The following is a 25,428-nucleotide window of genomic DNA, read 5'->3' on the forward strand; positions in this document are numbered from 1 at the left end:
ATCGGCGCATCGCCCCGACCGGAGCCGATGCCGTCATGCCGCCAGGAAGGCGCCGTCGACCGTCAGCACGCAGCCCGACACGTAGGAGGCCGCATCGCTCGCGAGCCACAGCACCGCGTTCGCCAGCTCCTGCGGCGTACCGATGCGGTGCAAGGGCACGGAATTGACAATGCTCATCGTGGCGTCCGCCGCGCGCAGCATCGGCGTGTCGATCGGACCGGGCGCGACCCCGATCACGCGAATGCCGTACTGCCCGTATTCGTGCGCAGCCGAACGCGTCAGCGACACCACCGCCGCCTTGCTCGCGGAGTAGATCGACGCACCGGCATAGATCGGCCGCAGGCCCTGCACCGACGCAATGTTGATGATCACCCCCGCGCCCTGCCCGACCATCGCCTGCAAGCCGTACTTCAGGCCGTACAGCGTCCCCTTCAAATTCACGCCGAGAACCGCGTCGATGGCCTCGTCCGGCAATTCCGCGAGCGGCATCAGCGGGCCGTTGATCCCGGCGTTATTGACGAGGACGTCGAGCCGGCCGAAACGCGAAGTCGCGACCCCGACGAGCTCCTGCACGTCCTGCGGCTTCGACACGTCGCACTGGTGATACACGATAGCCGCGTTGTTGAACGGCTCCGGCTCGACCGCGCGATCCCCGACCACGACCCGGGCGCCCTGCGCCGCGAATCCGACCGCCATCGCACGCCCCATCCCGGAATTGCCGCCGGTAACCACCACCACCTTGTCCTTCAGATCATCCAATTGCATCGCACCCTCCTTATTCAGCCTTCGCGCCGTCCGCGATCCAGCGACGGATGACGTCGATCTGTTCCTCGCCCAACTGCATGTCGCCGAAGGGCATCCTTTCCCCGCTGCCGCCGGCTTCGGCGTGCGTGCCGACGAGCTTGCGATACAGGTAACTCTCGTCCGGCTTGCCGGGGTCGACCCGCAGCAGCGGGCTCTGGGTTGAAGCCACCCCCACCAGATTCGCGTACCCGCCTTTCGGATGCAGCGCCAGCCCCGCCGGCCCGTTGCCGGGCAGGTGACACATCACGCAGCTGGTCTTGAAGATCGGCACGACGTCGCGCGCGAACTGGACGTCCCCGGCCTGCGCCATCCCGGCGAGCGCGCTACCGCACAACACGCCGACCATCACTTGGCGACGCATCGGCTACAGTTCCTTGACCGGTTCCGCCGCCGCATTCGTGCCGGCGATGTAACCGAAGGCCATCGCCGGTCCGATCGTGCCGCCGGCGCCGAAATAGGCTTCCCGCGACGGACTTGCGATGCAGTTACCGGCCCCGAAGAGCCCCGGAATCGGTTTGCCGCTGGAATGGACGACCCGCGCACGGGCGTCGACCACCGGTCCGCCATTGGTGTCGAGCGCCCCGGCTCCGACGATCAGCGCGTAATACGGACCTTTCGCCTGCAGCGGATGCATGGCCGGATTGGGCAGCCCCGTCTTCACCGGCCAGCGCGTGTTCGCGTTCGCCGGCTGGAAGAACAGCGCCCACGCGCGATCGTATTCGGCCTTGCCACGATGGAAGTCCGGATCGACGCCGCGCTTGGCGTAACCGTTGAAACGCTCAAAGGTCTGCTTCAGGTTGGTCGCGAAATCCGGCGCCAGCTTCGCCGTGCCGATATGCGCGCGGATGCGCTCGAGCCGCGCGCCGATGTTAGTCGCAAGTTCGTCGAGGGTGCCGCCATGGATCACGTAGCTCGCGCCGGTCGGCGTGGCCGGCAGCGGATGGGCACCCGCGTAGAGCTCGGCCGTGCGCTGGTCGTAGATGATGAACAGCAGCTGGTTCGGGAACTCGCCGTTGTTCGGGTCGAAGGTCAGGTGCGCCTCGGTGCGGTCGTTGTAGTTGCGCTTCTCGTTGACGACCCGCACGCCGTACTTGTTGACCATGAACATCGAATCGCCCGGCGGCATATCGACGCAACGCGCGAGCGAACGGTTCTCCATGCACTCCTCGATGAGCGCCTGGCTGCGCCACGCCGAGCCGAGGTTACCCAGACGCGCCCCGGCGGCACCCGCGACGGTGATGAAGTCGCCGGTCGCATAGGGCGTCGCGCAGGAGCCGTACAGGAAGGTACGCTGATAGAGGCGCACGTAATCGAGGTCGTGCGCGTAACCGCCGGTGCCGAAGACGACGCCCTTGCGCGCGCGGATCTGCACCACGCCATCTTCGGTCTCGACTTCGACGCCGACCACTTCCTGGCGGGCGTTCAGGATCAGCTTCTGCACCCGGTGATCGGTCAGGATCTCGACGCCCTGCTTCTTCAGGTAGGCTTCGAGCTGCTCGATGTAATCGGTGCCACCGCCGTTGCTGCCGTCCGCCTTCAGCACGCCCAGCGACCGCCCCTGCGCGGTCTTGTCCTCGGGAAGATGGTCCTGGTAATCCGGCGCCGGACGGTTGAGCTGCCACATGTTGAACTGCGCGATACGCAACGCACCGCGGCTGCGCATGAGGTCGACCGCCTTGTAGCCGTTGTCGTAGAACGCTTCCAGCAACGCGTAGGCATCCTGGTCGAGACCCAGCGTGGGGCTGTCCGGACGGTAGCGCTCGGGATACGAGATCCGGCACAGGTAACGGAGGCAGTCCTCCTTGCGGTCGTCGATGCCGTGTTCGCGCAGGGCGTAATGATTCGGGATCCAGAATACGCCGCCGGACTTGCGCGTCGTCCCGCCGGTGATCGGCCCCTTCTCCAGGACCAGCACCTGGCTGCCCGCGTTTGCGGCAGTCACCGCTGCGGTGAGCGCGGCGGCGCCGCTGCCCACGCACACCACGTCGACCTCGCGTGCCCATTTCACACCCGACGCCGCGGACGCCTGGCCGACGCCCAGCCCGAGCATGGCCGCAGCGCCGACACTGCGTCCGGCATTGGTCAGCAGACGCCGCCTGGACGGATCGTGGCCCAACTCCTTCATTGTCATCACTCCTCCTGTTCTTGTAGAGTCCCGACATTGACGAGCCCTGCGCGGCCTGCGGGACTTCCTGCGTTACCGGTGCAAATCTGCGCGCTCATGGGACCGCGCAGAGTGGGGCAACGGTACCGACCGTCCGGTCGGTTGTCAATGAAGTTTTCCCGCATTTCTTCGACCAGCGAATTCCTCCGGACAAAAAAAATCACGCACGCCCGACCAGTCGGTCGACTTTTAGTGATAAGCTGAGTCGAACCAGCCGCCCTCATGCCGGCTGCGATTGACGCACCAAATTTTTTGCGCTGGAGTCGAGCCCATGAACGTCCCGCGAGATCACCTTCCGCGTCCATTCGGCGTCACGCCGGCGCCTGCCGAGTACCATTCGGGGGAAGGCGGCCGGCGCACGATTCCGGAATGTCAGGTCGTGCGCGAGGATGTGCTGACCATCGAGGTGGAGGGCATCGGCGCCTATTCGTTGATGTGGACGCCGACCGACGCCCCCCCCGGCGACGTTGGTTACACGGCCCAGGACGGCGTACTCGCGGACGGCGACATCCCGGAGGCGCTCGCATTGGCCGCGGGCTTCGCCTTCACCGAGGGGATCATCGACACCCTGTCCGACATCGCGGCGATGTGGATCTGTCACGAGCGTCCGGACGTCGTTAACCTGCGCCTGGCGCATCCCGACGAGGCCAACGTGCGTCGTCGCAATGTCGTCGTGAACAGCTCCTGCGGGGTATGCGGCGGGCGCGAACAGCTCTTCAACGGCGTGACCTGCACGGTTCCGCCCATCGGCAGCCTGAGGCTGCGGATAGCCGATCTCGCGACCATCCGCACCGGGATGCAGGACCGCCAGCGCGTCTTCGGCGCCACCGGCGGGACGCACGGCGCGACCCTCTTCGGGCCCGACCTGCAACTGCTCGCGGTGGCCGAGGATCTGGGCCGGCACAACGCGCTCGACAAGGTGATCGGCCGCCACCTCCTCAGCGGGCAGAGTTTCGCCGGCTGCGGGGCCTTCATCTCGAGCCGTGTGAGCTACGAGATGGCCGCGAAGGCGGTGCGCGCGGGACTCGAGGTGCTGGCCGCGATCTCCGCGCCCTCATCCCTCGCAATCGACCTGGCGCAGCGCCACGGCCTCACGCTGTGCGGCTTTGTCCGTGACGACCGCGCGATGGTCTACGCGCATCCGCAACGCATCATCGACTGAAGCGCGCGGGCCTCCGGCTGCCGCCGGAGGTCCGCACCGCTCCTGCGGTGGCTCAGGCAGGCATCGCCGCCGCCGCGCGCCGTCCGGCGCAACGCCCGAAGAACGACCCCGGCCCGAGACTCAGCCCGCTCGCGTAGCCCTCGCCGTTCTGCGGAATGCTCGACACACACGCCCCCGCCGCGTACAGCCCCGCAACGGTCCGGCCCAGTGGCGTCAGCACCTCGCCGTCGGCGTTCGTCTTGAGGCCGCCGAGCGTGATGAAGAGATAGGTCGATTTGTTGAACGACACATCGAACGCCGCATACGGGCCGACGTTGAGCGGCTTGACCCACTCGGGATGCTTGTAGAACAGCGGGTCCACGCCGGTCTCCGCATGGCGGTTGTACTCCGCGAGCGTGCGCTGCAGCGACCCTTCCGGCAACTTCAGCCCCGCCTCCATCTCCTCCACCGTCTCCCAACCGTCCACCAGCGTGTGGTGCGAATAGTCCGTGAGTTCCGGATAGGCGAAGATCTCCGCATCGAGGATCAGGTAGGCCTTGTACTCGGGCTGCTCGATGATGTGCGCGGCGGTGCGGCCGTGATACGAATCCTCGGCCACGAAACGCTCGCCGTGCGAATTCACGAGAATGCCCTTGATCAGTTGCGCGGGCGGATAGAACGACGCCGTCGCGATCACCCCGTCCATCGCCTGCGTCGCCCCGCCCGCCGACACGCCGAGCTTGATCCCTGCGCCGTCGTTGTACGGGATGCCCAGCGGTTCGGAGTTGCCCGTCACCTGCGGCACGTACTCTTCCAGCATGTCGCAGTTGAGGTTGAAACCGCCGGTAGACAGGATCACGCCGCGCCGCGCGCGCAGATGGATCTCCTCGCCCGAACGCTTCACGCGCACGCCGACGATGCGGCCGTCCGCATCCATCACGAGGCCCGTGACCTGGCTGTCGTAGGCTGCGCGAATCCCTTCCGCGGCGCAGCGTGCAAGCAGCGCCTCCATCGCCTGCGAACCGGCATCGTCGCCGGCCCGTGCGACCTTGTGGCCGCGTGGTGCGGGCTTCGCGATGTCGCGGAACGGCCACACCTTCTCGCTGCCGGTGCTCATCAGGCATTCCGTGGTATTCAGGAACACCGACTTGCCCGGATAGTAGCTACGCTCGAACTGCACACCTTGCGCTTCCAGCCAGTCGAAATGCTCCACGCAGCCATCGCAGAAGCGCCGCACCAGCCCCGCGTCCGGCGCCCGGGTGCTCGCCATCAGGAACTTGTACATCTCGTCGGGCGTATCCTCGTAGCCGGCAGCCTTCTGCACGGGCGTTCCGCCGCCGAGGTAGAAGATGCCTGACGACATCGCGCTCGCACCGCCACCGCCGCTCGCGCGCTCCACGACCAGCACGTCCGCGCCGGCGCGCTTCGCCTCCAGCGCCGCGCACGCACCGGCGATGCCGTAGCCGACCACGATCACGTCGGCCTTGTCTTCCCAGTGCAGCACGTTCGCCGACTCGATCACTTCGGGGATTGCCTTCATCCATGCCTCCATCGCTGTTGTCGGGCAACGAGCGGCAACCAGCGGCCGAATGCCGCCCTCGGGCGCCCCCGACGCTCCGGCTGCCGCCGGGTCACCCGTATCGAAAGACTGGAGCGGACGCCGGACGGCGTCCGCCTATTTACCCGGCGCTGACCGCTCAGTGCTGCCCCGCCGTGCTGCAGGTGGGCGCCGCGGGCGGCGTGAAGGAACGCATTGGCCAGTCCGGCATCACCGGCTCGTAGGCACCGGCCAGCACCACCGCGTTGCGGTAGGCGAAGTCTCCATACAGCCGGCACAGCGCAACCGCGAGCATCAGCACCGTCACGGCACCGCCGGAAAAAGCCGACAGCACCGCCATCACCACCAGGGGCACGACGATGCCGCATACGCAAGCGCCCACGAGGAAGCTCGTCTTCAGGTCGCCCGAAAACATCCGCTCGAAGGACGCGCGTACCCCGACGCTGCGCTCCGCGCGCAAGAGGTGCAGCACCGACACCAGCGCACTGGCGACGAGCGCCACCATCGCCGCCGGCTGCAGCCACGGCGCGGCCGCAGCGCCCGCGAGGAGCGGCATCACCGCCCACGCGAGAACCAGCGCCGTCGCCAGCGAGTGCGCGACGAACGCGAGCGGGACGAAGGGCCCGCGCCACAGGCGGATCGCCCGCATCGAGCGCAGCAGCATGCCCGCGTAGGCCATCACCGGCACCGCGACGACAAGCGCCGCGAGCGCCAGCGGCCCCTGCAATGCGATCATGCCGAGGTAACCCGCCGCGACCGAGAGGATCGCGAGCCCGGCGAAGACGCCGATGAACAGCGTGCCACGGCTCACCCACGACGTGCCCACCCGTGTCACCGCCCGCCATGCGCGCTGCGGATTGCCGAGGTGGCCGAGAAGCGCGACGACCGCGCCGATCACGAACAGGATGCCCGGCCCCGCGAGCAGCCACTGCCCGGTGAAGAAAGCGATCGCGAACAGCGCCGCGCCGACCCCCTCGCCCATGAAACTCAAGGTTTCCTGGGGGCCCAGATGATGATTGAAGCGAACGCCGGTCTGGTACTTAAGGCTCATGACATCGATTCCCTTGGATCAGGTGATTGGCGCTGGACGCATCAGGCCTTGAGGTAATGCACGCTCGGCTTGGTGCCGGCATCCGGCAGCAGCGTGAAGGACTCGTTCTCGCGCAGCAGCTTGCTCGGCGCACTGTCCGGATCGGCCAGGTCGCCGAAAATCCGGGCTTCGGCCGGGCAGGTTTCAACACACGCCGGCTGCAGGCCCTGGTCGACGCGATCCATGCAGAAGTCGCACTTGATGACCGTGCCTGAGTCCCAGCGGTTGTACTTCGCCTTCTCATAAAGGGTGAGCTCACCATTGAAGTAGCCGGTTTCCAGGATGCCCGGCTTCACGTAATGGCGGTGCTCGTATGGGCAGGACGTCGCACAGCTGCGACAACCGATGCAAAGGTCGCTCTTGACGGCGACGATGCCATCCTCGCGCTTGTAGCTCGCGCCCGTGGGACACACCGGCACGCACGGCGGATCTTCGCAGTGGTTGCACAACACCGGCAGGAACTCCCGTCGGGCATTCGGAAACACGCCCACTTCCCGTTCATGCACGCGCGCAAAGTAGATGTCCGGCGGCGTGCCGTTGGTGGCTTTGCAGGCGGCCGTGCACGCATGGCAACCCACACACACCTTCAAGTCAATGACCATACCCAGTCGAGCCATCAGTACCAACCTCCTGCAATCCGTGGGGAAATAATTTTCTCGATCTCGTTTGTCGTCGTCGCCACTCGGCGGGCGTCAGCCCATGCGCGTGACCCGCAGTTTCGGACTGGCCTCGAACGCGCCGTCCATGATGTCGAGATTCTTCATGTCGTAATCGAGCAGCTCGCCGAAGTGCGGCCCGGTGTTCTTGCGCCGCGGCGGCAGGGCCTTTGCCCAGCTCCCGCCGTGGTGATCCATTCCGACGCATTCCGGATGGATGCACTCGCTGAGCAGCAGGACGCCCTCCACCCGGCGCCCGCGCAGGTTCTCCGCCACCACGCGGTCGCCTTCGCGCAGGCCCTGCGACTCGGCGTAACTGCGGTTGAGGATGATCTTGCCGACGTAGGGGTGGTACTGCGCCAGCTCGGCGAGCCACGGGTTGAAGTTCGAGAAGGTGCTGGTGAGGAAGGGCCACTTGAAGCTCACCGCGAACAGCTCGTAGCCGTTCTGGCCGCGCCCGTGTCCCGGCGCCGGGTACCAGTCGACCAGCGGCTTGTAGCGCGACACGTCCCAGTCCATGCCGATCGAGTCGGTCGTCGCCTTCACGCGCGCGCCGGCCTCAAGGAAGTACTCGTAATACACCGGGATGCGGCTCTTGTAGAACGGACGCGGATACTTCTCCTGCACGGTTTTCGCCCAGCGGATGCGCCCTTCCTTGGCGACGTCCTCGAGCGAGAGCTTGCCGGCGGTCATCGACCGTATCCAGCGCTCCATTAGTCCCTTGTTGTCATACTTCTTGCCGGCTTCCAGCGCCCATTCGCCCTTCAGTTCGAGGAACTGGTTGACCGTCTGGTTGAAGGCCGGCAGGAAGCCCGCCTTCTCCGCGATGTCGATCCAGATGTCGACGTTGTGCTTGTAGTCGGTCGGCACGACCGGCTGGCGCAGGTTGATGCAGTACTCATTGGTCGCCGTCGAGCCCATCGTGTCGGGGATGTTGTTCGCCCCCATGTCGAGGCGTTCGAGCTGCGTCTGCGTCGGGAAGATGATGTCGGCGAACTCGGCGGTCTCGTCGATGTTCGGCACGATCGACAGCTGGAAGCCGAATTTCCGGTGGAAGTCCCCCTGCTGCTTGGGGTTGCCCTCGTTGAGGATGTCGTTCGACACCACCTGCACATACACCATCGGGTTGTGCGGCACCTTGTCGTTGAACGTCTTCGGCTCCAGCACGCTGACCTTGCTCACCAGGCCGCTGTTGTACGAACCCACCGCCGCCAGCGAGTCCGCCGACATGTTGTACGGCTTGGGCACGTCCTTCATCGGGAAGGGCGCCGGGAAGGAGTCGCCGTAGGTCGCGATCTTGCCCGCGGCGACGAGGCCGTCGCGCTCGCGCATGCCCGAGCCGGCGCCCATCCAGGTGCTGTTCTCGGCAAACTCGGGGTGGTGCGCATACACGGTGTCGGCGAGCAGCCCGCCGGGCACGTCCACCGCGCCGACGATCGTATTCAGCATCGCGATCGCCAAGCCCTGCTCGAAACCCTGCGAGTGCTGGCTGATGCCCTTGTACCAGTGCGCGCACGCCGGGCGCAGCGGCAGCGTGTGGCCGTCCATCTCGATCGTCGAACCGACCGAGGCCGCGGTCGCGAACTCGCGCGCCAGCCGGCGGATCGTGTGCGCCGGCACGGTCGTGATCTCTGCGGCGCTCTCGGGCGTGAACTTGGTCAGGTGCTTCCTGAGAAGCTGGAAGGACGGCGTGCACGGCTCGCCGTCGACCACGAAGCTGCCCTCCAGCGCCGGCACGGCAAGCGACGGATCGTCGTACACCTTGGCCTTCTGGTCCGCGGTATCCCACAGCTGCGGCTTGCCCGTCGCCGGATCGCGCGCGTAATGCCCGTCGACGTCGCGGATCAGGTAGGATCCGTTGCTCAGGTTGCGCACGAACTCGACGTCGTACATGCCGAGCTCGTTGACCATCACGTTGATCATCGCCATCACCAGCGCGCCGTCGGTGCCGGGCCGGATCGGCACCCACTCGTCGGCGATGGACGCCGCGTTCGAGCACCACGGATCGATGACCACCAGCTTCATGCCGCGGCGGCGCGCGCGCGACATTTCGAGGGTCGCGGTCACCGCCGCCCAGTTCGACATCGCCCCCTTGTTCGAGCCGAACAGCATGAGGTGATTGCAGAAGTGGAAGTCGGGGCCGACGTGGAAACCGCCATGCACCTGCTGCAGCACCGGGTGCACGTTGTTGCCGCAGAACGCGCGACCACCCGAGGTGTGATTGAAGCTGCCGAAGGAGATCAGCAGCGAGGGCAGGAACCACGGCAGCGTCGTGAAATCGGAAGTCGCGAACACCAGCCCGCCGGGGTCGACTTCCCGGCAGTGCTTGACCTTCTCCGCAGTGATCGCGACGGCTTCGTCGTAGCTGATCTCGACCCAGCCCGGATCCACCCCGATGCCCTTCTCGGGGTTCGTGCGCTTGAGCGGCTTGGTCACGCGCCGCTTGCTGTAGGCCATCATCAGCTGCGCCTGGCCCTTCGCGCATAGCTTGCCTTGGCTGAAGGGATCCTCGGGGTCGCCGCGCACGGCGACGACTATGCCATCGACCCGACGTGCGAGCATGCCGCAAGTGCCTGCCGGGCAACCGTAGCAGGTGGTCTTGAGCTCGACATCCTCCCACGTACCGCTTTTCACCGACGCTGTCACTCTCTGTCCCTCCAACCGTATCGTTATCCCTGCCGGGGACGGTCGCACTCGCGCCGCCCCGTGCGCATCACTTCGCGGTCACGTCGCGATTACTTCGAATACGCCTTGATGCTCGCGTAGTCGCGGCCCTCGTACTTCCGGCACTCAAGCTTGGCAACCGTCCGACAATGCACCTCGTCCGGCCCGTCGGTCAATCGCACGATCCGGGTATTCGCGTACATCTCGGCCAGCCCGAAATCCTGCGAAACACCGCCGCCGCCGTGCGCCTGGATCGCCATGTCGATGATGCGCTGCGCAACCTGTGGGGCGACGACCTTGATCATCGCGATCTCGCCGCGCGCGGCCTTGTTGCCGACCGTGTCCATCATGTAGGCAGCCTTCATGCACAGCAGTCGCACCATCTCGATGTCGATGCGCGCGTTGGCGATGCGCTCCTCCCACACCGAATGCTCGTTGATCTTCTTGCCGAAGGCCTCGCGCGACATCAGGCGAATGCACATCTTCTCCAGCGCGACCTCGGCGGAGGCGATGTTGCGCATGCAGTGATGGATGCGCCCCGGCCCGAGGCGCCCCTGCGCGATCTCGAAGCCGCGACCCTCGCCGAGGATTAGGTTCTCCACCGGCACGCGGACGTTTTCGAGGATCACCTCGAAGTGCCCGTGCGGCGCATGGTCGAAGCCGAACACGTTGAGGTGGCGCACCACGGTGACCCCCGGCGCGTCGCTCGGCACCAGGATCATCGACTGCTGGCGATAGGTCTCGGCGTTCGGATCGGTCTTGCCCATCACGATGAAGAACGCGCAGTGGGGATGGCCCGCGCCCGACGACCACCACTTGTGACCGTTGATCACGTACTCGTCGCCTTCGCGGCGGATCTCGGTGCGGATGTTGCGCGCGTCGGACGATGCCACCTTGGGCTCGGTCATCAGGAAGGCCGAGCGCGTCTCGCCGTTCATCAGCGGCACCATGAAGCGCTTCTTCTGGTCCTTCGTGCCATAACGGTGCAGCACCTCGAAGTTGCCGGTGTCCGGCGCCATGCAGTTGAACACCTCGGAACCGAAGGAGACGCGCCCCATCAGCTCCGCGATCGGGGCGTACTCGACGTTGGTCAGGCCGATGCTCGTGAAGAACTCGTCGTCGTGATCCGACGGCGGCATGAAGATGTTCCACAGGCCTTCAGCGCGCGCCCTGGACTTGAGCTCCTCGAAGATCGGCGGCGTCTCCTTCCAGCGGTCGATGCTTGCTGCCTGCTGGTGATACAGCGGAATGGCCGGATAGATGTGCTCGTCCATGAAAGTCCGGACCCGCTCCATCCACTCAATTGATTTCTTCGATTGCTCAAAATTCATTTCTGGCGACCTCTGTGAATTGATGACGCAGCTCCGGCCCGGCGTGGGCGGCGAAACCGCCTTGCGAATACGCGCGCTGACATGACCCAGCGTACCCGACCGACCGGTCGGGTGTCAATATATCGATTCACATCCGGTCGCATTGGTCACCCCTCCCGCTCACCGTCATCAACCCCGGCGACTGGAGACGATTCCGAGTCGACCATTGGCTTGCACCACTTGCAGCGCCCCGAGCAGGTGAATTTCAGGCGCGTGGGGATCAGCGGACAGGTCAGCGACTGCGGGTCGTGAGTCCGAGCGCGGCCGTCCTCACCTTCCGTCGGCCCGACCCCCTGCGGGCGCCACGATTCAGGACGCTCCACCGCCATGCCACCCACCTGCACCAGCGTCAACCATCGCTTTCACTTACCCATCCTCGCTTATTGCGTAACCCGCGATTCGCGGGAAAGGCGAGTGCCCCGCCAGCCGATTTGTTTGCATGCAAGATACACGACCGCCCAGTCGGTCGTCTATAATCCATGCACACCTGTGCGGCCGGGATCACGAACACGAACGACGGCCTGCCCCCGGCCCTATACGAGGAACGGAACCCGATGGATTTCGACTATTCCGAGAAGACGGAGATGGTCCTGGACGTGCTGCGCCACTTCATGGCCCGGCGCGTCCTGCCGGCCAATCTGAAGTGGCACCAGTGCGCCGCACGCGGCGAATACCCGCTCGCGATCGTCGAACCGCTCAAGGCCATAGCGCGCGACGAAGGTTTGTGGAACCTGTTCCTGCCCGGCCTGCGCGAACATGAGCCCGGCACCCGGCTCGACAATGTCGAATACGCCCCGCTCGCCGAAGCGATGGGCCGTATCCCGTGGTCCGCCGAGGTGTTCAACTGCAGCGCGCCCGACACCGGCAACATGGAACTGCTGCACCTGCACGCCGACGACGCGCAATACGAACGCTGGCTACGGCCGCTGCTCGACGGCCGCATCCGCTCGTGCTTCGCGATGACCGAGCCGGACGTCGCCTCCTCGGACGCGACCAACATCCGCACCACGATCCGCCGCGACGGCGACGATTACGTCATCAACGGCCGCAAGTGGTTCGTCACGGGAGCAGCCCATCCCCGCTGCACTTTCGCGATCGTGATGGGCCAGACGAGCGATGGCACGGACGAGCAGACGCATTGCCGGCATTCGATGGTGATCGTGCCGATGGACACGCCGGGCGTCGAGATCGTGCGCAACATCCCCGTGATGCACCACCTGTCGCCCGAAGGGCACTGCGAGATCGTGTTCCGCGAGGTCCGCGTGCCGGCGGAGAACCTCCTCGGCGAAGAAGGCAACGGCTTCGCCCTCGCGCAGGCGCGCCTCGGCCCGGGGCGCGTGCATCACTGCATGCGCACCATCGGCCAGTGCGAACTCGCGCTCGAAATGATGTGCGAACGCGCCCTCGAGCGGCGCACCTTCGGAAAATATCTGAGCGACTTCGCCAACATCCAGGAATGGATCGCCCACTCGCGCGTCGAGATCGACCAGGCGCGCCTGCTCGTCCTGCGTGCCGCATGGCTGATGGACCAGCGCGGCAACCAGGCCGCGCGCGTCGATGTCTCGGCCATCAAGCTCGTCGCCGCGCAGCTGCAGACCCGCATTCTCGATCGCGCCATGCAGGTGTTCGGCGCGATGGGCCTCACGCCGGATACGCCACTGTCGCTGTTCTGGACCTGGGGCCGGGCCATGCGCTTCTTCGACGGCCCGGACGAAGTCCACCTGCGCGTGGTGGCCCGCAGCGAGCTGGACAAGGCAAAGGCCAGCCGCGGCGCGACGGCTGCCTACTATTTGCTCGAATAGGGCATCCGTTACCTCCACCTCAAGCTCATACGACTCCAGCATGGAAAAACTTGGCCCTGGAAGCGACGCCGACACACTGCAAGTGTTGGCCATGATTCCCCGCGACACTTTCTCCGTCGTCGTCGATGCCGGCAGCGGTATCGGCCGCCAGACGCTCGCCCTCGCCCGCCGCTTGCAGACGAAGGTGCATGCGGTCGACAGCGCAGTGAAGCATCTCGACAGTCTTATGCACTATTCCGTAGATCTAGGCGTCGAGCATCTGGTGCAGACGCATTGCATGGACATGGCGCACATTCCTGCGATTTTTCGTGCCGTCGATCTCCTGTGGTCCGAATGCGCCGCCTACCACATCGGCTTTCCCAATGCGCTGACCACTTGGCACCAGGCCATCCGCCCGGGCGGATACGCCGTCGTGAGCGAGTTGTCATGGTTGCGCGACACAGTGCCCGAACATGTGCGCACCTATTTCCGCAGCGGCTATCCCGACATGCGCACCGTCGACGAGAACCTGTCGATCGCGCGCAGCGCGGGCTACGACGTGATTGCCACGCACGTGCTCTCAAGAGCCGCCTGGGTCGATGGATACTACGACAAGCTTGAGCCCATCGCGCAATCCCTCCTGCATCACCCCGAAAAGGCGGTGCGGGCTATCGCCGCTCAGACGCTGGAGGGGATCCGGGTCTTCGATTCGGCCGACGACAACTACGGTTACGTCTTCTACGTGCTGCGGAAACCGGAGGGCGACGCAGCGCTGGACGCTTGAACCGGGCCCCGCACGCTTTCCCCTTGCGCGGCGGGGGGCCTCACCGTGATTCCAGCCAGCGCTCGCGCAATTCGGCGAGCGCACGTTCGTCCAGGCCGGCGCGCGCCTTCAGGTAACCCTCCATCGAGCCGTAGCGCTCGCGCACGGCATCCAGCGCGGCGTTCAGGTATTCCGGGCGGGCGTCCAGGATCGCGTCGACCATGTCGTCCGTCACGTCCCGCTCGGTAACGCGCCGGATGATCCTTGCGGTGGCGGCGCGCCGCTCCTCGTCGGCAATCTGGCGAATGCGCGCCGATAGGAGGTAATCCGCCATCACGACCTCATCGGCGACGCCCAGCGCACGCAGGATCACCGCGACGGTGAAGCCGGTGCGGTCCTTGCCGACCACGCAATGCACGAGCACCGGCACCTCGTCCTCGCGGAAGAGCCCGAATAGCGTCGCGAGATGCGGAGCGAGCGCCTCGGGAAACTGGCGGTACATCTGCTTCATCATCTCCACCGCGCCCTCGGCGCCGTGGCGCCGGCGCAGCGGTTCGACCAGCTCGGGGTTGGACCGCACATCGCCAACAAGCTCGATGGGAATCTGCCGCATGCCATGCTCGGGCAGGCGGTTCGGGAAACGGTTGCGCTCCGAGGCAGTGCGCAGGTCGCACACGGTCTTCACGCCCAGCGATGCAAGCACGCCCCAGTCCGCCGGCTTCAGGCGATCCAGTTGATCGGAGCGCAGCACCACATGACCCGCGATGCGGCGTCCATCCGCGGTTGGCAGGCCTGCGAGACTGCGAAAATTGGACGTGCCACTCAGTTCCCAATGCAATGTCACCCCCCTCTCTTTCCGCTTTGCGATGCGCGCGACCGCGGTGGCGCTCACAGTGTCGACGCACATCGGATTTTACCAAGGGCGGGCACTGCGCCACCACTCCTGAGGGTGACGGACCTGCGGTTGTAGCTGGGCGGGGGTAGCGTACGGAGGAGCATCAAGCAGGGGCTTTCCAAGACCATCGCTCAGGCTAATGGCGAAAAGGTGTATGAGGTGCCCCACGTTTCTTGGCCTTCCAAGCGGTCGTCCTTACGCTGCCGCCGAATCAGCGCTGAAGCCTGAGCCGTTTTGGAGAACGGTTTCGATTGATGCCGCCCGCTCCCTAAAATTTCGCGCGCCGGACTCGCCAAGCGTCCGATAGAGCATCCCGGTGATCAGGGGCGGCGATCGCGATGAGGCGCGCGGCTCGCTCGCCCAGACCTGCGCCACGAAGGTCGGCCACGCCGTATTCTGTCACGACGAAATCGGCCACGTGCCGTGCCGCGCCGACGAGTGACGACGCATCGAGTTGCGGGACGATGCGCGACACGGCGCCGCGCGAGGCGGTCGAAAGTAGCGCGAATACCGCCCGTCCTCCTTCGGAAAGTTTTGCCCCCTGCGCGAAGGCTGGCATACCGCCGGCGCCGGCCACCAATTGTCCGCCGAGGGTCTCGCAATTGACCTGCCCAAGGAGATCCACTTCGATTGCCGCATTGATCGCAACGAAGTTGTCGATTGCTGCGATTCGCCGGATGTCGTGTGTTTCCGAGACCGGCGCAAAGCGGAAACGCTCGTCTTCGGCCGCGCGGCGATAGAAATCCTCTCCGCCCAAGGCAATTCCGACTGAAAGGCTTCCCGGCCCGTCGATAACACCCTGAGCCAGCAACGGCAGCACGGCTTCGGTCGCCATCCCCGCGTGCAGCGCGAGGCGACGGTGCGACGCGAGCGATTCGAGCACGGCCGTGACCATGCGGCCGATGCCAAGCTGCAGCGTGTCGCCGTCGCGCACGATGCCGGCGACGTGGGCAGCGAGTTGCTGAAGCGGCGCGCTGGCGGCTTCGGGCGCGAGCATGACGAGCGGAGCATCGACCTCGACGATTACGTCGCACTCGTCCAGATTCAATGAAACTCCACTCCGCGTGCGCGGCATGCGCGGGTTGATGTGCGCGACCTTGCGGCGCGCCCTCCCCCATACCGCCGATACGAAATCGTGGCAGATGCCGAGGCTCAGCCGTCCCTCTGCATCGGGCTCGCTCACCTGTGCGATCGCGACATCGACGTCGAGTGTCGCCAGGTCGCGCCACGCGCCGAGGTAATCGATCGGCAGCAGCTCGACCCGCCCGTTCAGAAAATCCGGCCGGAAGCCGGGCATCATGAAGTAGGCGCGTTGGCGCGCTTCCGGGTGCAGGCCGACGTAGGCGATGTCGTTGATGCCCGGGAAGAGCACGCCGACGAAGCGCACGCCGGCAGCGGCATCCGGGTTCGACTTGAGCGCCTCTGCGAACGCCAGCGACTCGCCCGATGTGCCGGACACGAAAACCGTCATGCCGGGGCGCAGGCCTTCGACAACTTCCGCCATCGACAGGCGCTGATGGCGCGTTGCGGCGGAGCCGATGGTCATGCGCCGAGGCGACCGATGATGGAGATCGCGCAGACGTTCTGGTGCGGATGCCCGCCCAGGTTCTGCGTCAAGCCGATGTCGGCCTTCGCCAACTGTCGTTCGCCCGCGCGGCCGAGGATCTGCTGATACACCTCGTAGACCATGCGCAGGCCCGACGCGCCGATCGGGTGTCCGAAGCACTTCAAGCCGCCGTCCACCTGGCAGGGGATCTTGCCGTTGCGGTCGTAGCGGCCCTCGAGGATGTCGAAGGGCGCGCGGCCCGGGTCGCTCAGGCCGAGGTTTTCCATCAGCACCAGCTCGGTGATCGAAAAGCAGTCGTGCACTTCGATCAGGTCGAGCGCTTCGCGCGGATCGGCGATGCCGGCCTCGCGGTAAGCTTTCGCCGCCGCGACTTCGGCGGTGCGGACCGAGGCGCCATCCCAATTACTGAACTGCGCCTCCTCGCCGTTCGACACCGCGAGCTGCAGCGACTTGACGGTCACGATGTCGCGCTTGCCCAGCTCGCGGGCGATCTCCGGCGTGGTGACGATCGCGCAGGCCGCCCCATCGCTTACGCCGCTGCAATCGTACAAGCCCAGCGGCTCCGCCACGGTGGGCGCCTTGAGCACGTCGTCGATCGTGATCTTGTTGCGCAAGTGCGCCTTGGGATTGAGCACCGCGTTGTCGTGGCTCTTAACCGACACGTGCGCCATCGCCTGCTTGAGGTCGTCGTAGGACACGCCGTACTTCGCCTGGTAGGCCGAAGCCAATTGTGCGAAGGCGCCGGGCGCGGAAGCGTTCGGCAGCCACAAGTCGGCGACTACACCACGGGTGCGCACCGGCAGCCCACCGTAGCCGGTGTCCTTGAGCTTTTCGACGCCGAGTGCGAGCGCGATGTCATAGGCGCCGGAGGCCACCGCATAGACGGCGCCGCGCAGCGCCTCGGTGCCCGTCGCGCACGCGTTCTCGACGCGCGTCACGGCGATGTAGGGCAGCCGCAGCCCCTGGGCAAGCGGGCCGGCCGTCTTGCCGACGTTGTTCTCTTCGAGGCACACGCCGAGCCACGCCGCCTCGATCTTGTTCCTTTCGATGCCGGCGTCCCTCAGCGCCTCGGAGAAGGCCTCCAGCATCAGGTCCTCGGCGTTGTCCGACCAGCGCTCGCCGAAACGCGAGCAGCCCATTCCGACGATCGCAACGCGATCACGAATTCCATTTGCCATTCTTATTCTCCCGCCTTGAGTTGCGGCTTCGCTTTCCAGAAATAGCGCCGGAATCCGCGCATCGGATCGACTTCCTTGATCCGGAACACCATGTCGAGGGGTACGCCGACCGCGAGATCGGCCGGATCGCAATCGGCGAACTCCATCAGCACGCGTGCGGCATTGGCGAACTCGACGTGACCGAACATGAACGGCGGACACGGCTTGTATGACAGCCAGTCGCAGGTGAAGCTGCGGATCTTCGCCGGCTCGTCGGCCAGGCGGTAAGGCTGCTGCGTGTCGACCGCGCCGCAATCCGGATTCACGCAGATCCGGCTGGCCGGGAACTGCACCGTACCGCACTCGCCGCAGCGCCCGCCGCTGAAGCCGTGGACCGTTTCCTCGGCGCGCCACGCCGCCGACAGCGCCGTCTTGTTGTCCATCTCGGCGCGCATGCCCCATTCGAGCTCGATCTGGCCGGTGAAGGACAGGTACTTGAGATAGTTCGTCTCGACCTGGCCTTCGTCGAGCCACGCGGGCTCGGTATCTGACCCGGTGGCCCTGTCCGTCGTCTCGAGCACCAGCGCATCGCAGCCGCTGCCAAACTGCACGACGAGGATAGTCTGTCCTGGCCCGGCTTTGGCAAGGGTGCGCGCCAGCATCAACAGCGGATGCGCGGCCCCGGTATCGCCGCAACGGTCGAAAAGCGGATCGACGATGGTCTCCGGCCGCACGCCGACCTTTTTCGCGACCATTGGCCCGACCTTGCGCAGCTTCTCCGGCATCACAAAGTGGTCGATGCGGTTTGCGTCGACGCCGGCCGCCTGCAGCGCCTGCTTCACGACCGGCGGCACGAGCTTCGACAAGCCCTCGTCCCGCACCCAGCGCTCTTCCCAGCCGTAATCCCCGTCACGGCCCGACTCGCGGAAATGGTCGACGAAGTCGGCAGTCAGGCTGGCCGAGCCGAGCAGACGCGCGATCGGCTCGCCCTCCCCCACCAGCAGCGCCGCGGCGCCGTCGCCCACCATCAGTTCGGCGGTGCTCGCCGGACGCGGAATGCGCCGTTCGGAGGCGATCAGCAGTTGCTGTCCACCGGAACCCTGCAGCGCACGGATCAGCGCACTGCCGCCCGCACGCAGGCTCCCGCCACAATCGCTGGCCGCGAGCGCCTTCGGCAATGACAGTGCGGACGCGACGACGGCGGCATTGAGCCGATCGGCGAACGGAAGCGTCGTCGACGCGAGCGTCAACATCTCCGGCGCGGGTGCCTGGGCGGCGGCGAGTGCCCGCCGTCCGGCCTCCACGGCCATGGTGATGGCGTCTTCGTCCCAGTTCGCCATGCTGCGCACGCCCTGGGCGAGGCCGCGCAAGCCCGGTGCCATCCAGCGGTGGCCCGCCGCGACCGACTTGCGGTCCAGACGAAGCCGCGGCAGGTAGGCGCCGACTGCAAGAATGCCGCGATCGGTCGCGGCGCCGTTATTCGCGCCGTTGTTCGTATTCATTATGAAATGCCTCTAGCCCGCCGAGGGCAGACCACGGATGACAGGGGAACCCGCCGAAATGTCGCGGGTGCAAACGTGCTCCAGATAGGCGCTCGGCCAGCACATCTCGACATGGCCAACGCCCGGCTTGCCGTCGATCGTCACGCTCATAGACCCTTCGTTCAGCATGACCTGCGGACTCACCACGAACGGGTAGAGCGCGAAGGTGCGCCCCTCGACCCGTGTGCTGCGCCCGAGCTCGTCGCGCACGTCGGCGAGCACCGCGGTATGCGCAAGCCGCGCGTCGTGCTCGAAGCTCATGTCGACGCCGTTGACCTCCGCCATCTCGCCGTCGCGCAGGACGTAGCCGCGCAACACCTTCCGACCGAGCGCCTCGACCTCCCAGAAGTGCACCACCAGATCCGGTCCGGACTGCGCTTCTAGCCACTTCCAATGCTGCGAGAAATACCAGTCACGGGTACCCCAGGAATGATCGCGGTGTCCCATCGTATCGAAGGGAATTTCGCGGCCATCGAGAACAACGAGATCTACCTCTTCTCCCAGTCACGTCCGATCCGCACCGCCCACACCGCGGACGGCTGGACGCCGGAGTCGGTCATCGAGCGTGAGTTCCCGATGTTCGAGAACGACTTCTATCCGCTGCACCGCTCCGGCGACGTCTTTACCTGGGACCCGGTCTAGCCGCCAGGTTTTGCTCCTCTCTCCGACTTGATCCCTCTCTCCTCCTCGGATCGGAGATTCGGCCCGCGCGAGCGGGCCTTTTTTCGATCCCGTCCCCCGTCCGGAGCGCGGCACCACCGCATGGTGCCACCGGGGTGCCCAATCAAGGCGGAGGTTCTGCAACACCACGACCGGATGGCCGGCGGCAAGCCCTTCCACGCCCATTCGTCCGGTCTCAACCGCCGCAGGTCGTGTCGGTTCGTCGATCCGAGCGAAAGTCTTTCGATTCTGGCCTACATTGTATTTATATGGGATCGGGACGCCGTCCGCACGAATCGATCGTCGTGCTCGATGTATTTTTTGGGGTCCGGTACTTGCAAACGTCGCCCACGGGGCGCGGTCATGCGGGACGTTCATGGAACATGGCGACGTCGAGCGCAAGTATTCCGTTCAGCTAAACGCTGAACTGGTTGCCTTGCTCTACAGGAACGCGCCGCAGGCGTATGCCATCACGCTCGTCAATGGCGCGATCCTGGCATTCGTTCAGGGCTCTCATGTCGCCTTTTCCGCCTTGCTCGCCTGGTATGGGGCGCTGGTGTCGGTGACGGCACTGCGCACCTGGCTGGTGCGGCGATATGTCCGCGCCCGCACTGCTCCTGACGCAGCGCACCGATGGAATTCCGCTTACGTGACCGGAACCGCCCTCGCCGGCTCCGTCTGGGGGGCGACGGCTTTTGTCATGATCCCGAGCACATCGACCGCCCACGAGGTATTCGTCGCCTTCGTCCTCGCCGGGATGTCCGCCGGCAGCATTACCGTCCTGGCATTCAGGATGGAGGCCTGCCTGGCGTTCCTGCTCCCGACGCTGCTGCCCCTGGCGTTTCGCTACCTCATGCTCGGTACGACACTGCACACGGTCATGGGCGTCATGACCTCGATCTTCCTCATCGGAATGCTGATTACGGCGTTGAGTTTCAATCGCTCGGTTCGGACGTCGTTGATCCTGCGCTTCGACAAACGCGAGCTGGAAGAGGAGAACAGGCGGCGCGACCGTGCCGAGCAAGCCCTGCTATTGGAGAAGGATCGGCTGCTGACGGTCCTGAGCTCCATCGGTGAGGGCGTCGCGCTGATCGACGCCGACGGCCGCATCGAGTACCTGAATTCTGTCGCCGAAGGAATCTGCGGCTGCTCTTCCGACAGCGCGCGAGGCCGTCCCGCAAGCGAGGTGTTCGAGAGCTTCGACCGCGAGTTGCACGAACGGACCAGCACCGCCATGGAAGACACGCTGAACAGGGCTTGCCACATCACGAAACAGACGGTCATGGTGCTCAACGGCGGAGACAGGCGCGTCATCGAAGAGCTGGCAACGCCTCTGTACGACCGCCACCGGAAGGTCGTGGGCGCCGTGTCGATCCTGCGCGACGTGACCGAGGCGCTGCAAAGGGAGGAAGAGCTGACGCACGCGGCGGATCACGACGCGCTGACCGGATTGCCCAACCGCAGTTTGCTGCACAACCGGCTGCAACAGGCCATTGTCCGCGCGCAACGCAAGCACGAGACCTTTGCGCTGCTGTTCCTGGATCTGGATCGTTTCAAGGAGGTCAATGACACGATGGGGCATGCCGCGGGCGACGCCCTGCTCGTCGAAGCGGCCCGGCGCCTGACCCACGCCGTGCGGGAAGAAGACACGGTCGCGCGACTGGGCGGCGACGAATTCGTCGTGCTCCTCGAAGGACCGACCCTGGAACGCCACGCCCAGGCGATCGCCGACAAGATCTGCCAGATCGTGGGCGAACCGTATGAGCTGGGCACACATTCCGCGACCGTCTCCGTCAGCATCGGCGCCAGCTTCTTCCCCAAGGACGGACGTGACCCGGATGCCCTGCTGTGTCACGCGGACGCCGACATGTACCGGGCGAAAAGAGGATAGGAGTCGCCCTGACTCGCGAAACGGTGATGCTTGCGTCCATCTGGTGTCCCCATCCAGTTCCAATTGCTGCGAAACCAGCCTCGCAGCGTCCGCGGGAATCCCCTTTCATTGATGTTTTGTCGGGAGTCCCTGCGGAGGATCTTGATGAAGACCGTACGGAGATGCACCTGACTAAAGTTGGGTACAGGACCAACTGCATCCAGCCGCCAAGCTCCGCGAGCTGATCGCAGCGGCGGAACTGGTGGGCTTCGGCCATGCCCGACGCACGGACCCTGACTCTCATCGTGAGCAATGCGAAGTCACGCGAATCTCACCTTGTGAGGCTGAAGGCGGCAGCTCTATGGCATAAAAAAACCGCCAAAACCGGCGGTTTTCTTGGGTATTACTGGGGCGACATACCGGGATCGAACCGGTGACAACTGGAGCCACAACTCGGTCGTCACTTTTAAGTGACTGTTTTTATTGATCGTCAACACCACGCGCCCGTTGCAGATGCATGGTGCCAGCAGGATGGTGCTTCATGAAGTCACGCAAATCTCACGCACGCTGATTCCCGTTCGGCATCTCGCCAGAGCGGCCGCAGACACGGCGAAAGAAGTCCTCGAATCACGATGAGCGCACTCTCGCTTGCACGTGCAGCCGCAGCTGCGCTGTGGCTAGCCGCTGCCCCTTAAGCGGGCGGCACCGAGCCCCCTGTCGCACTTCACATTATCCCCCTCGTGAAGGAGCACGTTGTAGGGGGAAAATCGAGAAGGAAAATGCTGGCAAAGCTCAATCGATGAACTGTCACGTGCACGCAGAGAACTGAGCAGTGCCCCATCGGGTCCCCCGACGACCTGCAGTAAAAAAATGGAAAGGTGCCGCGCGTGAAGGAAAGGGAGAGGAGGAGAGTAAACCGTCAAGCGCCAAGTTGGCACCTTTCCGAAAGGAAAAGGATGGCTACATCCCTTGGTAGATCGGCCCTTCGCCGCCCTGCGGCACGACCCAGTTGATGTTCTGCGTCGGGTCCTTGATGTCGCAGGTCTTGCAGTGCACACAGTTCTGCGCGTTGATCTGCAGGCGCGGGTTCGAGCCCGATTCGTCGCGGGCGATCTCGTACACACCGGCCGGGCAATAGCGCTGCTCCGGGGCGTCGTACTTCGCGAGGTTCACCGCGATCGGCACCGACGTATCCTTGAGCTGCAGGTGGCAGGGCTGGTCTTCCTCGTGGTTGGTGTTCGACAGGAACACCGAGGAGAGTCGATCGAAGGTCAGCACGCCGTCGGGCTTGGGGTAGTCGATCTTCGGGCATTCCGAGGCGAGCTTGAGCTTGTCGTGGTCAGCGCTGTTGTGCAGCGTCCACGGTGCCTTGCCCTTGAGCACCTTCTGGTCGATGCCGAACAGCAGCGAGCCCATCCACAGGCCCTTCTTCATGTAGGGCTTGAAGTTGCGCGTCTTGTGCAGTTCCTCGTACAGCCAGCTCGAACGGAAGGCTTCCGGGAAGGCGGCGAGTTCGTCGCGCTGACGTTCAGCGGCCACCGCGCCGAAAGCCGCTTCCGCCGCGAGCATGCCGCTCTTGATCGCTGCGTGACTGCCCTTGATGCGCGCGGCGTTGAGGAAGCCCGCGTCGTCGCCGATCAGCGCACCGCCCGGGAACACCAGCTTGGGCTGGCTCTGCAACCCGCCCGCGGCGATCGCGCGCGCGCCGTAGGCGAGGCGCTTGCCGCCTTCGAGATACTTGCGGATCTCCGGATGCGTCTTGTAGCGCTGGAATTCCTCGAACGGGGACAGGTGCGGATTGGTGTAGTTGAGGCCCACCACGTAGCCGATCGCCACGAGCTTGTCCTCGAGGTGATAGACGAAGCCGCCGCCGTAGGTGTCCGAGGGCAGGGGCCAGCCGGTGGTGTGCACGACCACGCCCGGCTCATGACGCTCGGCGGGCACTTCCCACAGTTCCTTCAGGCCGATGCCGTAGGTCTGCGGATCGACTCCGTTCCTGAGGTTGAACTGCGCTTCGAGCTGCTTGCCCAGGTGCCCGCGGCAGCCTTCGGCAAACAGCGTGTATTTCGCGTGCAGCTCCATGCCCGGCTGGTAGGCGGGGCCCTGCTCGCCTTCGCGCGTGACGCCCATGTCGCCGGTCGCCACACCCTTCACGGCGCCCGTCTCGTCGAACAGGATCTCGGCCCCCGCAAAACCCGGATAGACCTCGACGCCCAGTGCTTCGGCCTGCTCGCCGAGCCACTTGGCGACGTTGCCCAGGCGCACGATGTAGTTGCCGTGGTTCAGGAAACAGTCCGGCAGCAGGCCGGTGGGCACCTTGCGGCCGCGCGTTTCGTTGAGGAAGATCACGCGATCTTCGGTGACAGCGGTCGTGACCGGCGCGCCCTGTTCCTTCCAGTCGGGGATCAGCTCGTTCAGCGCCCGCGGGTCCATCACCGCGCCCGAGAGAATGTGCGCGCCGATCTCGGCGGCCTTCTCGATCAGGCAGACGGAGATGTCGCTGCCTTTCTCGGCCGCCAGTTGCTTCAACCTGATCGCCGCGGCCAGCCCCGCAGGCCCGCCGCCGACGATCAGGACGTCGAATTCCATCGATTCGCGCATGAGTAACCATCTCCACTGAATGCGGGTACCGGATCCGGGACACCGAATTGTTGTTATATCGTTTCAATTCAAAAAGAACCGGCTCGGAAAATTCACGATTCACCGAGCCGGGTGAAGCCCCGGCGACATCCGGAGAGAGGGAGCACTGAGATCGCCGAAGATCGAGGAGAGGGATCAAATGGCTGCGGGCTAGGCGAGCGCGGAGGTCAATTCCGGAGCCACCTCGAACAGATCACCCACCAGCCCGTAGTCGGCCACCTGGAAGATTGGTGCTTCCGGATCCTTGTTGATCGCGACGATCACTTTGGAGTCCTTCATGCCGGCGAGGTGCTGGATCGCGCCCGAGATGCCGACCGCGATGTAGAGCTGCGGGGCGACGATCTTGCCGGTCTGGCCGACCTGATAGTCGTTCGGCACGTAGCCCGCATCGACCGCGGCACGCGAAGCGCCGAGGGCCGCGCCGAGGGCGTCGGCGAGCGGTTCGAGCAGCTTGTGGTAGTTCTCGCCACTGCCCAGACCGCGGCCGCCCGAGACGATGATCTTCGCGGCGCCGAGTTCGGGGCGCGCGCTCTTGGTGAGCTCGCGGCCCTTCAGCGTCGTTAGGCCCAGGTCGAGGCCGGCAGCGAGGGGCTCGATGCTCGCCGCGCCGCCCTCATTTGCCAACATTGCCGCCGCTTCGAAGGCGGTGGTGCGCACGGTCAGCACTTTCACGGCGTCGGAGGACTTCACCGTCGCCATGGCGTTGCCGGCGTAGATCGGGCGCACGAAGGTGTCGGCCGATTCGATACCGGTGACGTCGGAGATCTGTGCGACGTCCAGCAGCGCCGCGACGCGCGGCGCGACGTTCTTTCCGTTGGCGGTGCTTGGCGCGAGGATGTGGCTGTAGCCGGCCACCTCATTGGCAACGAGGGCAACGACGAGTGCGGCGACGTTCTCGGCGGTGTGCGATTCGTAGTGCGCGGCATCGGACACGCGGACCTTCGCGACGCCGGCGATCTTCGCGGCCTCACTCGCGGCGGCGGCGCAGTTGGCGCCGGCGACCAGCACGTGGATCTCACCACTGAGTTTCGCGGCGGCGGCAACGGTGTTGAGCGTCGCCGCCTTGATCGTTTGATTGTCGTGTTCTGCAAGTACCAGGATCGCCAT

Annotated in this window: 20 protein-coding genes; 5 read left to right on the plus strand and 15 right to left on the minus strand. The window is 65.4% G+C overall.

What is annotated here, in order from left to right; translation table 11 throughout:
* Positions 1-33 precede the first annotated feature (33 nt).
* Genes GPA27_RS03135 through GPA27_RS03145 form a run of 3 tightly spaced genes read right to left on the minus strand, consistent with a single transcriptional unit; the run spans position 34 to position 2,935 of the window.
* On the minus strand, positions 34-765 hold the full coding sequence (locus GPA27_RS03135; RefSeq protein WP_169137751.1) for an SDR family NAD(P)-dependent oxidoreductase: 732 nt from the start codon (positions 763-765) through the stop codon (positions 34-36).
* Between the two features lie 10 nt (positions 766-775).
* On the minus strand, positions 776-1,165 hold the full coding sequence (locus GPA27_RS03140; RefSeq protein WP_169137753.1) for a hypothetical protein: 390 nt from the start codon (positions 1,163-1,165) through the stop codon (positions 776-778).
* A gap of 3 nt (positions 1,166-1,168) precedes the next feature.
* A complete protein-coding gene (locus GPA27_RS03145) occupies positions 1,169-2,935 on the minus strand; it encodes an FAD-dependent oxidoreductase (protein ID WP_211164809.1) in 1,767 nt (588 codons plus the stop codon).
* A gap of 304 nt (positions 2,936-3,239) precedes the next feature.
* On the opposite strand from GPA27_RS03145, the gene fdhD reads away from it, so the two are divergent.
* Positions 3,240-4,130, plus strand: a complete 891-nt coding sequence (fdhD, locus tag GPA27_RS03150; RefSeq protein ID WP_169137755.1) for a formate dehydrogenase accessory sulfurtransferase FdhD — start codon at positions 3,240-3,242, stop codon at positions 4,128-4,130.
* A 52-nt stretch (positions 4,131-4,182) separates the two neighbouring features.
* Here the strand turns inward: fdhD and GPA27_RS03155 are convergent, their stop codons facing one another.
* The 5 genes from GPA27_RS03155 to GPA27_RS03175 all read right to left on the minus strand — a co-directional run bounded on the left by GPA27_RS03155 (position 4,183) and on the right by GPA27_RS03175 (position 11,408).
* Positions 4,183-5,649, minus strand: a complete 1,467-nt coding sequence (locus tag GPA27_RS03155) for an FAD-binding protein (protein ID WP_169137757.1) — start codon at positions 5,647-5,649, stop codon at positions 4,183-4,185.
* Between the two features lie 157 nt (positions 5,650-5,806).
* Positions 5,807-6,718 (minus strand): DmsC/YnfH family molybdoenzyme membrane anchor subunit, encoded by a 912-nt coding sequence (locus tag GPA27_RS03160; RefSeq protein ID WP_169137759.1) that lies wholly within the window; start codon positions 6,716-6,718, stop codon positions 5,807-5,809.
* A gap of 41 nt (positions 6,719-6,759) precedes the next feature.
* The gene (locus GPA27_RS03165; RefSeq protein ID WP_246260918.1) at positions 6,760-7,374 is read right to left on the minus strand and encodes a 4Fe-4S dicluster domain-containing protein; all 615 of its coding nucleotides are present in this window, start codon (positions 7,372-7,374) and stop codon (positions 6,760-6,762) included.
* Positions 7,375-7,449: 75 nt separating this feature from the next.
* The gene (locus GPA27_RS03170; protein ID WP_169137761.1) at positions 7,450-10,047 is read right to left on the minus strand and encodes a molybdopterin-dependent oxidoreductase; all 2,598 of its coding nucleotides are present in this window, start codon (positions 10,045-10,047) and stop codon (positions 7,450-7,452) included.
* Between the two features lie 101 nt (positions 10,048-10,148).
* Complete coding sequence (locus tag GPA27_RS03175) at positions 10,149-11,408, minus strand: acyl-CoA dehydrogenase family protein (RefSeq protein ID WP_169137763.1); 1,260 nt, start codon at positions 11,406-11,408, stop codon at positions 10,149-10,151.
* A 593-nt stretch (positions 11,409-12,001) separates the two neighbouring features.
* On the opposite strand from GPA27_RS03175, the gene GPA27_RS03180 reads away from it, so the two are divergent.
* Together GPA27_RS03180 and GPA27_RS03185 are read left to right on the plus strand one after the other, a co-directional pair.
* On the plus strand, positions 12,002-13,249 hold the full coding sequence (locus GPA27_RS03180; protein WP_169137765.1) for an acyl-CoA dehydrogenase family protein: 1,248 nt from the start codon (positions 12,002-12,004) through the stop codon (positions 13,247-13,249).
* A gap of 40 nt (positions 13,250-13,289) precedes the next feature.
* A complete protein-coding gene (locus GPA27_RS03185; RefSeq protein ID WP_169137767.1) occupies positions 13,290-14,012 on the plus strand; it encodes a class I SAM-dependent methyltransferase in 723 nt (240 codons plus the stop codon).
* A 40-nt stretch (positions 14,013-14,052) separates the two neighbouring features.
* Here GPA27_RS03185 and GPA27_RS03190 read toward each other — a convergent pair whose 3' ends face one another.
* From GPA27_RS03190 to GPA27_RS03210, 5 genes are all read right to left on the minus strand, one after another.
* Positions 14,053-14,835, minus strand: coding sequence for a tyrosine-protein phosphatase (locus GPA27_RS03190; protein WP_169137769.1), 783 nt, complete (start codon positions 14,833-14,835; stop codon positions 14,053-14,055).
* A gap of 319 nt (positions 14,836-15,154) precedes the next feature.
* Complete coding sequence (locus tag GPA27_RS03195; protein ID WP_169137771.1) at positions 15,155-16,432, minus strand: acetyl-CoA hydrolase/transferase family protein; 1,278 nt, start codon at positions 16,430-16,432, stop codon at positions 15,155-15,157.
* Positions 16,429-17,631 carry an acetyl-CoA acetyltransferase gene (locus GPA27_RS03200; protein WP_169137773.1) on the minus strand — a complete coding sequence of 401 codons (1,203 nt, stop codon included), beginning with the start codon at positions 17,629-17,631 and terminating at the stop codon, positions 16,429-16,431. Before GPA27_RS03200 ends, GPA27_RS03195 begins: the two co-directional genes overlap by 4 nt.
* Positions 17,632-17,633: 2 nt before the next feature.
* Entirely contained in the window at positions 17,634-19,112 is a 1,479-nt protein-coding gene (locus GPA27_RS03205; protein WP_169137775.1) for a 3-oxoacyl-[acyl-carrier-protein] synthase III C-terminal domain-containing protein, read from the minus strand.
* A 12-nt stretch (positions 19,113-19,124) separates the two neighbouring features.
* Positions 19,125-19,598, minus strand: coding sequence for a DUF7064 domain-containing protein (locus GPA27_RS03210; RefSeq protein WP_211164810.1), 474 nt, complete (start codon positions 19,596-19,598; stop codon positions 19,125-19,127).
* On the opposite strand from GPA27_RS03210, the gene GPA27_RS03215 reads away from it, so the two are divergent.
* Complete coding sequence (locus GPA27_RS03215; protein WP_246260920.1) at positions 19,590-19,793, plus strand: hypothetical protein; 204 nt, start codon at positions 19,590-19,592, stop codon at positions 19,791-19,793. The genes GPA27_RS03210 and GPA27_RS03215 overlap by 9 nt on opposite strands.
* Before the next feature lie 394 nt (positions 19,794-20,187).
* The gene (locus GPA27_RS03220) at positions 20,188-21,702 is read left to right on the plus strand and encodes a GGDEF domain-containing protein (RefSeq protein ID WP_169137777.1); all 1,515 of its coding nucleotides are present in this window, start codon (positions 20,188-20,190) and stop codon (positions 21,700-21,702) included.
* 939 nt (positions 21,703-22,641) lie between these two features.
* Here the strand turns inward: GPA27_RS03220 and GPA27_RS03225 are convergent.
* Complete coding sequence (locus GPA27_RS03225) at positions 22,642-24,282, minus strand: electron transfer flavoprotein-ubiquinone oxidoreductase (RefSeq protein ID WP_373322712.1); 1,641 nt, start codon at positions 24,280-24,282, stop codon at positions 22,642-22,644.
* 189 nt (positions 24,283-24,471) lie between these two features.
* Positions 24,472-25,428, minus strand: coding sequence for an electron transfer flavoprotein subunit alpha/FixB family protein (locus GPA27_RS03230; protein WP_169137779.1), 957 nt, complete (start codon positions 25,426-25,428; stop codon positions 24,472-24,474).

This window comes from Aromatoleum toluolicum, assembly GCF_012911005.2.
Taxonomy (GTDB): Bacteria; Pseudomonadota; Gammaproteobacteria; order Burkholderiales; family Rhodocyclaceae; genus Aromatoleum; species Aromatoleum toluolicum.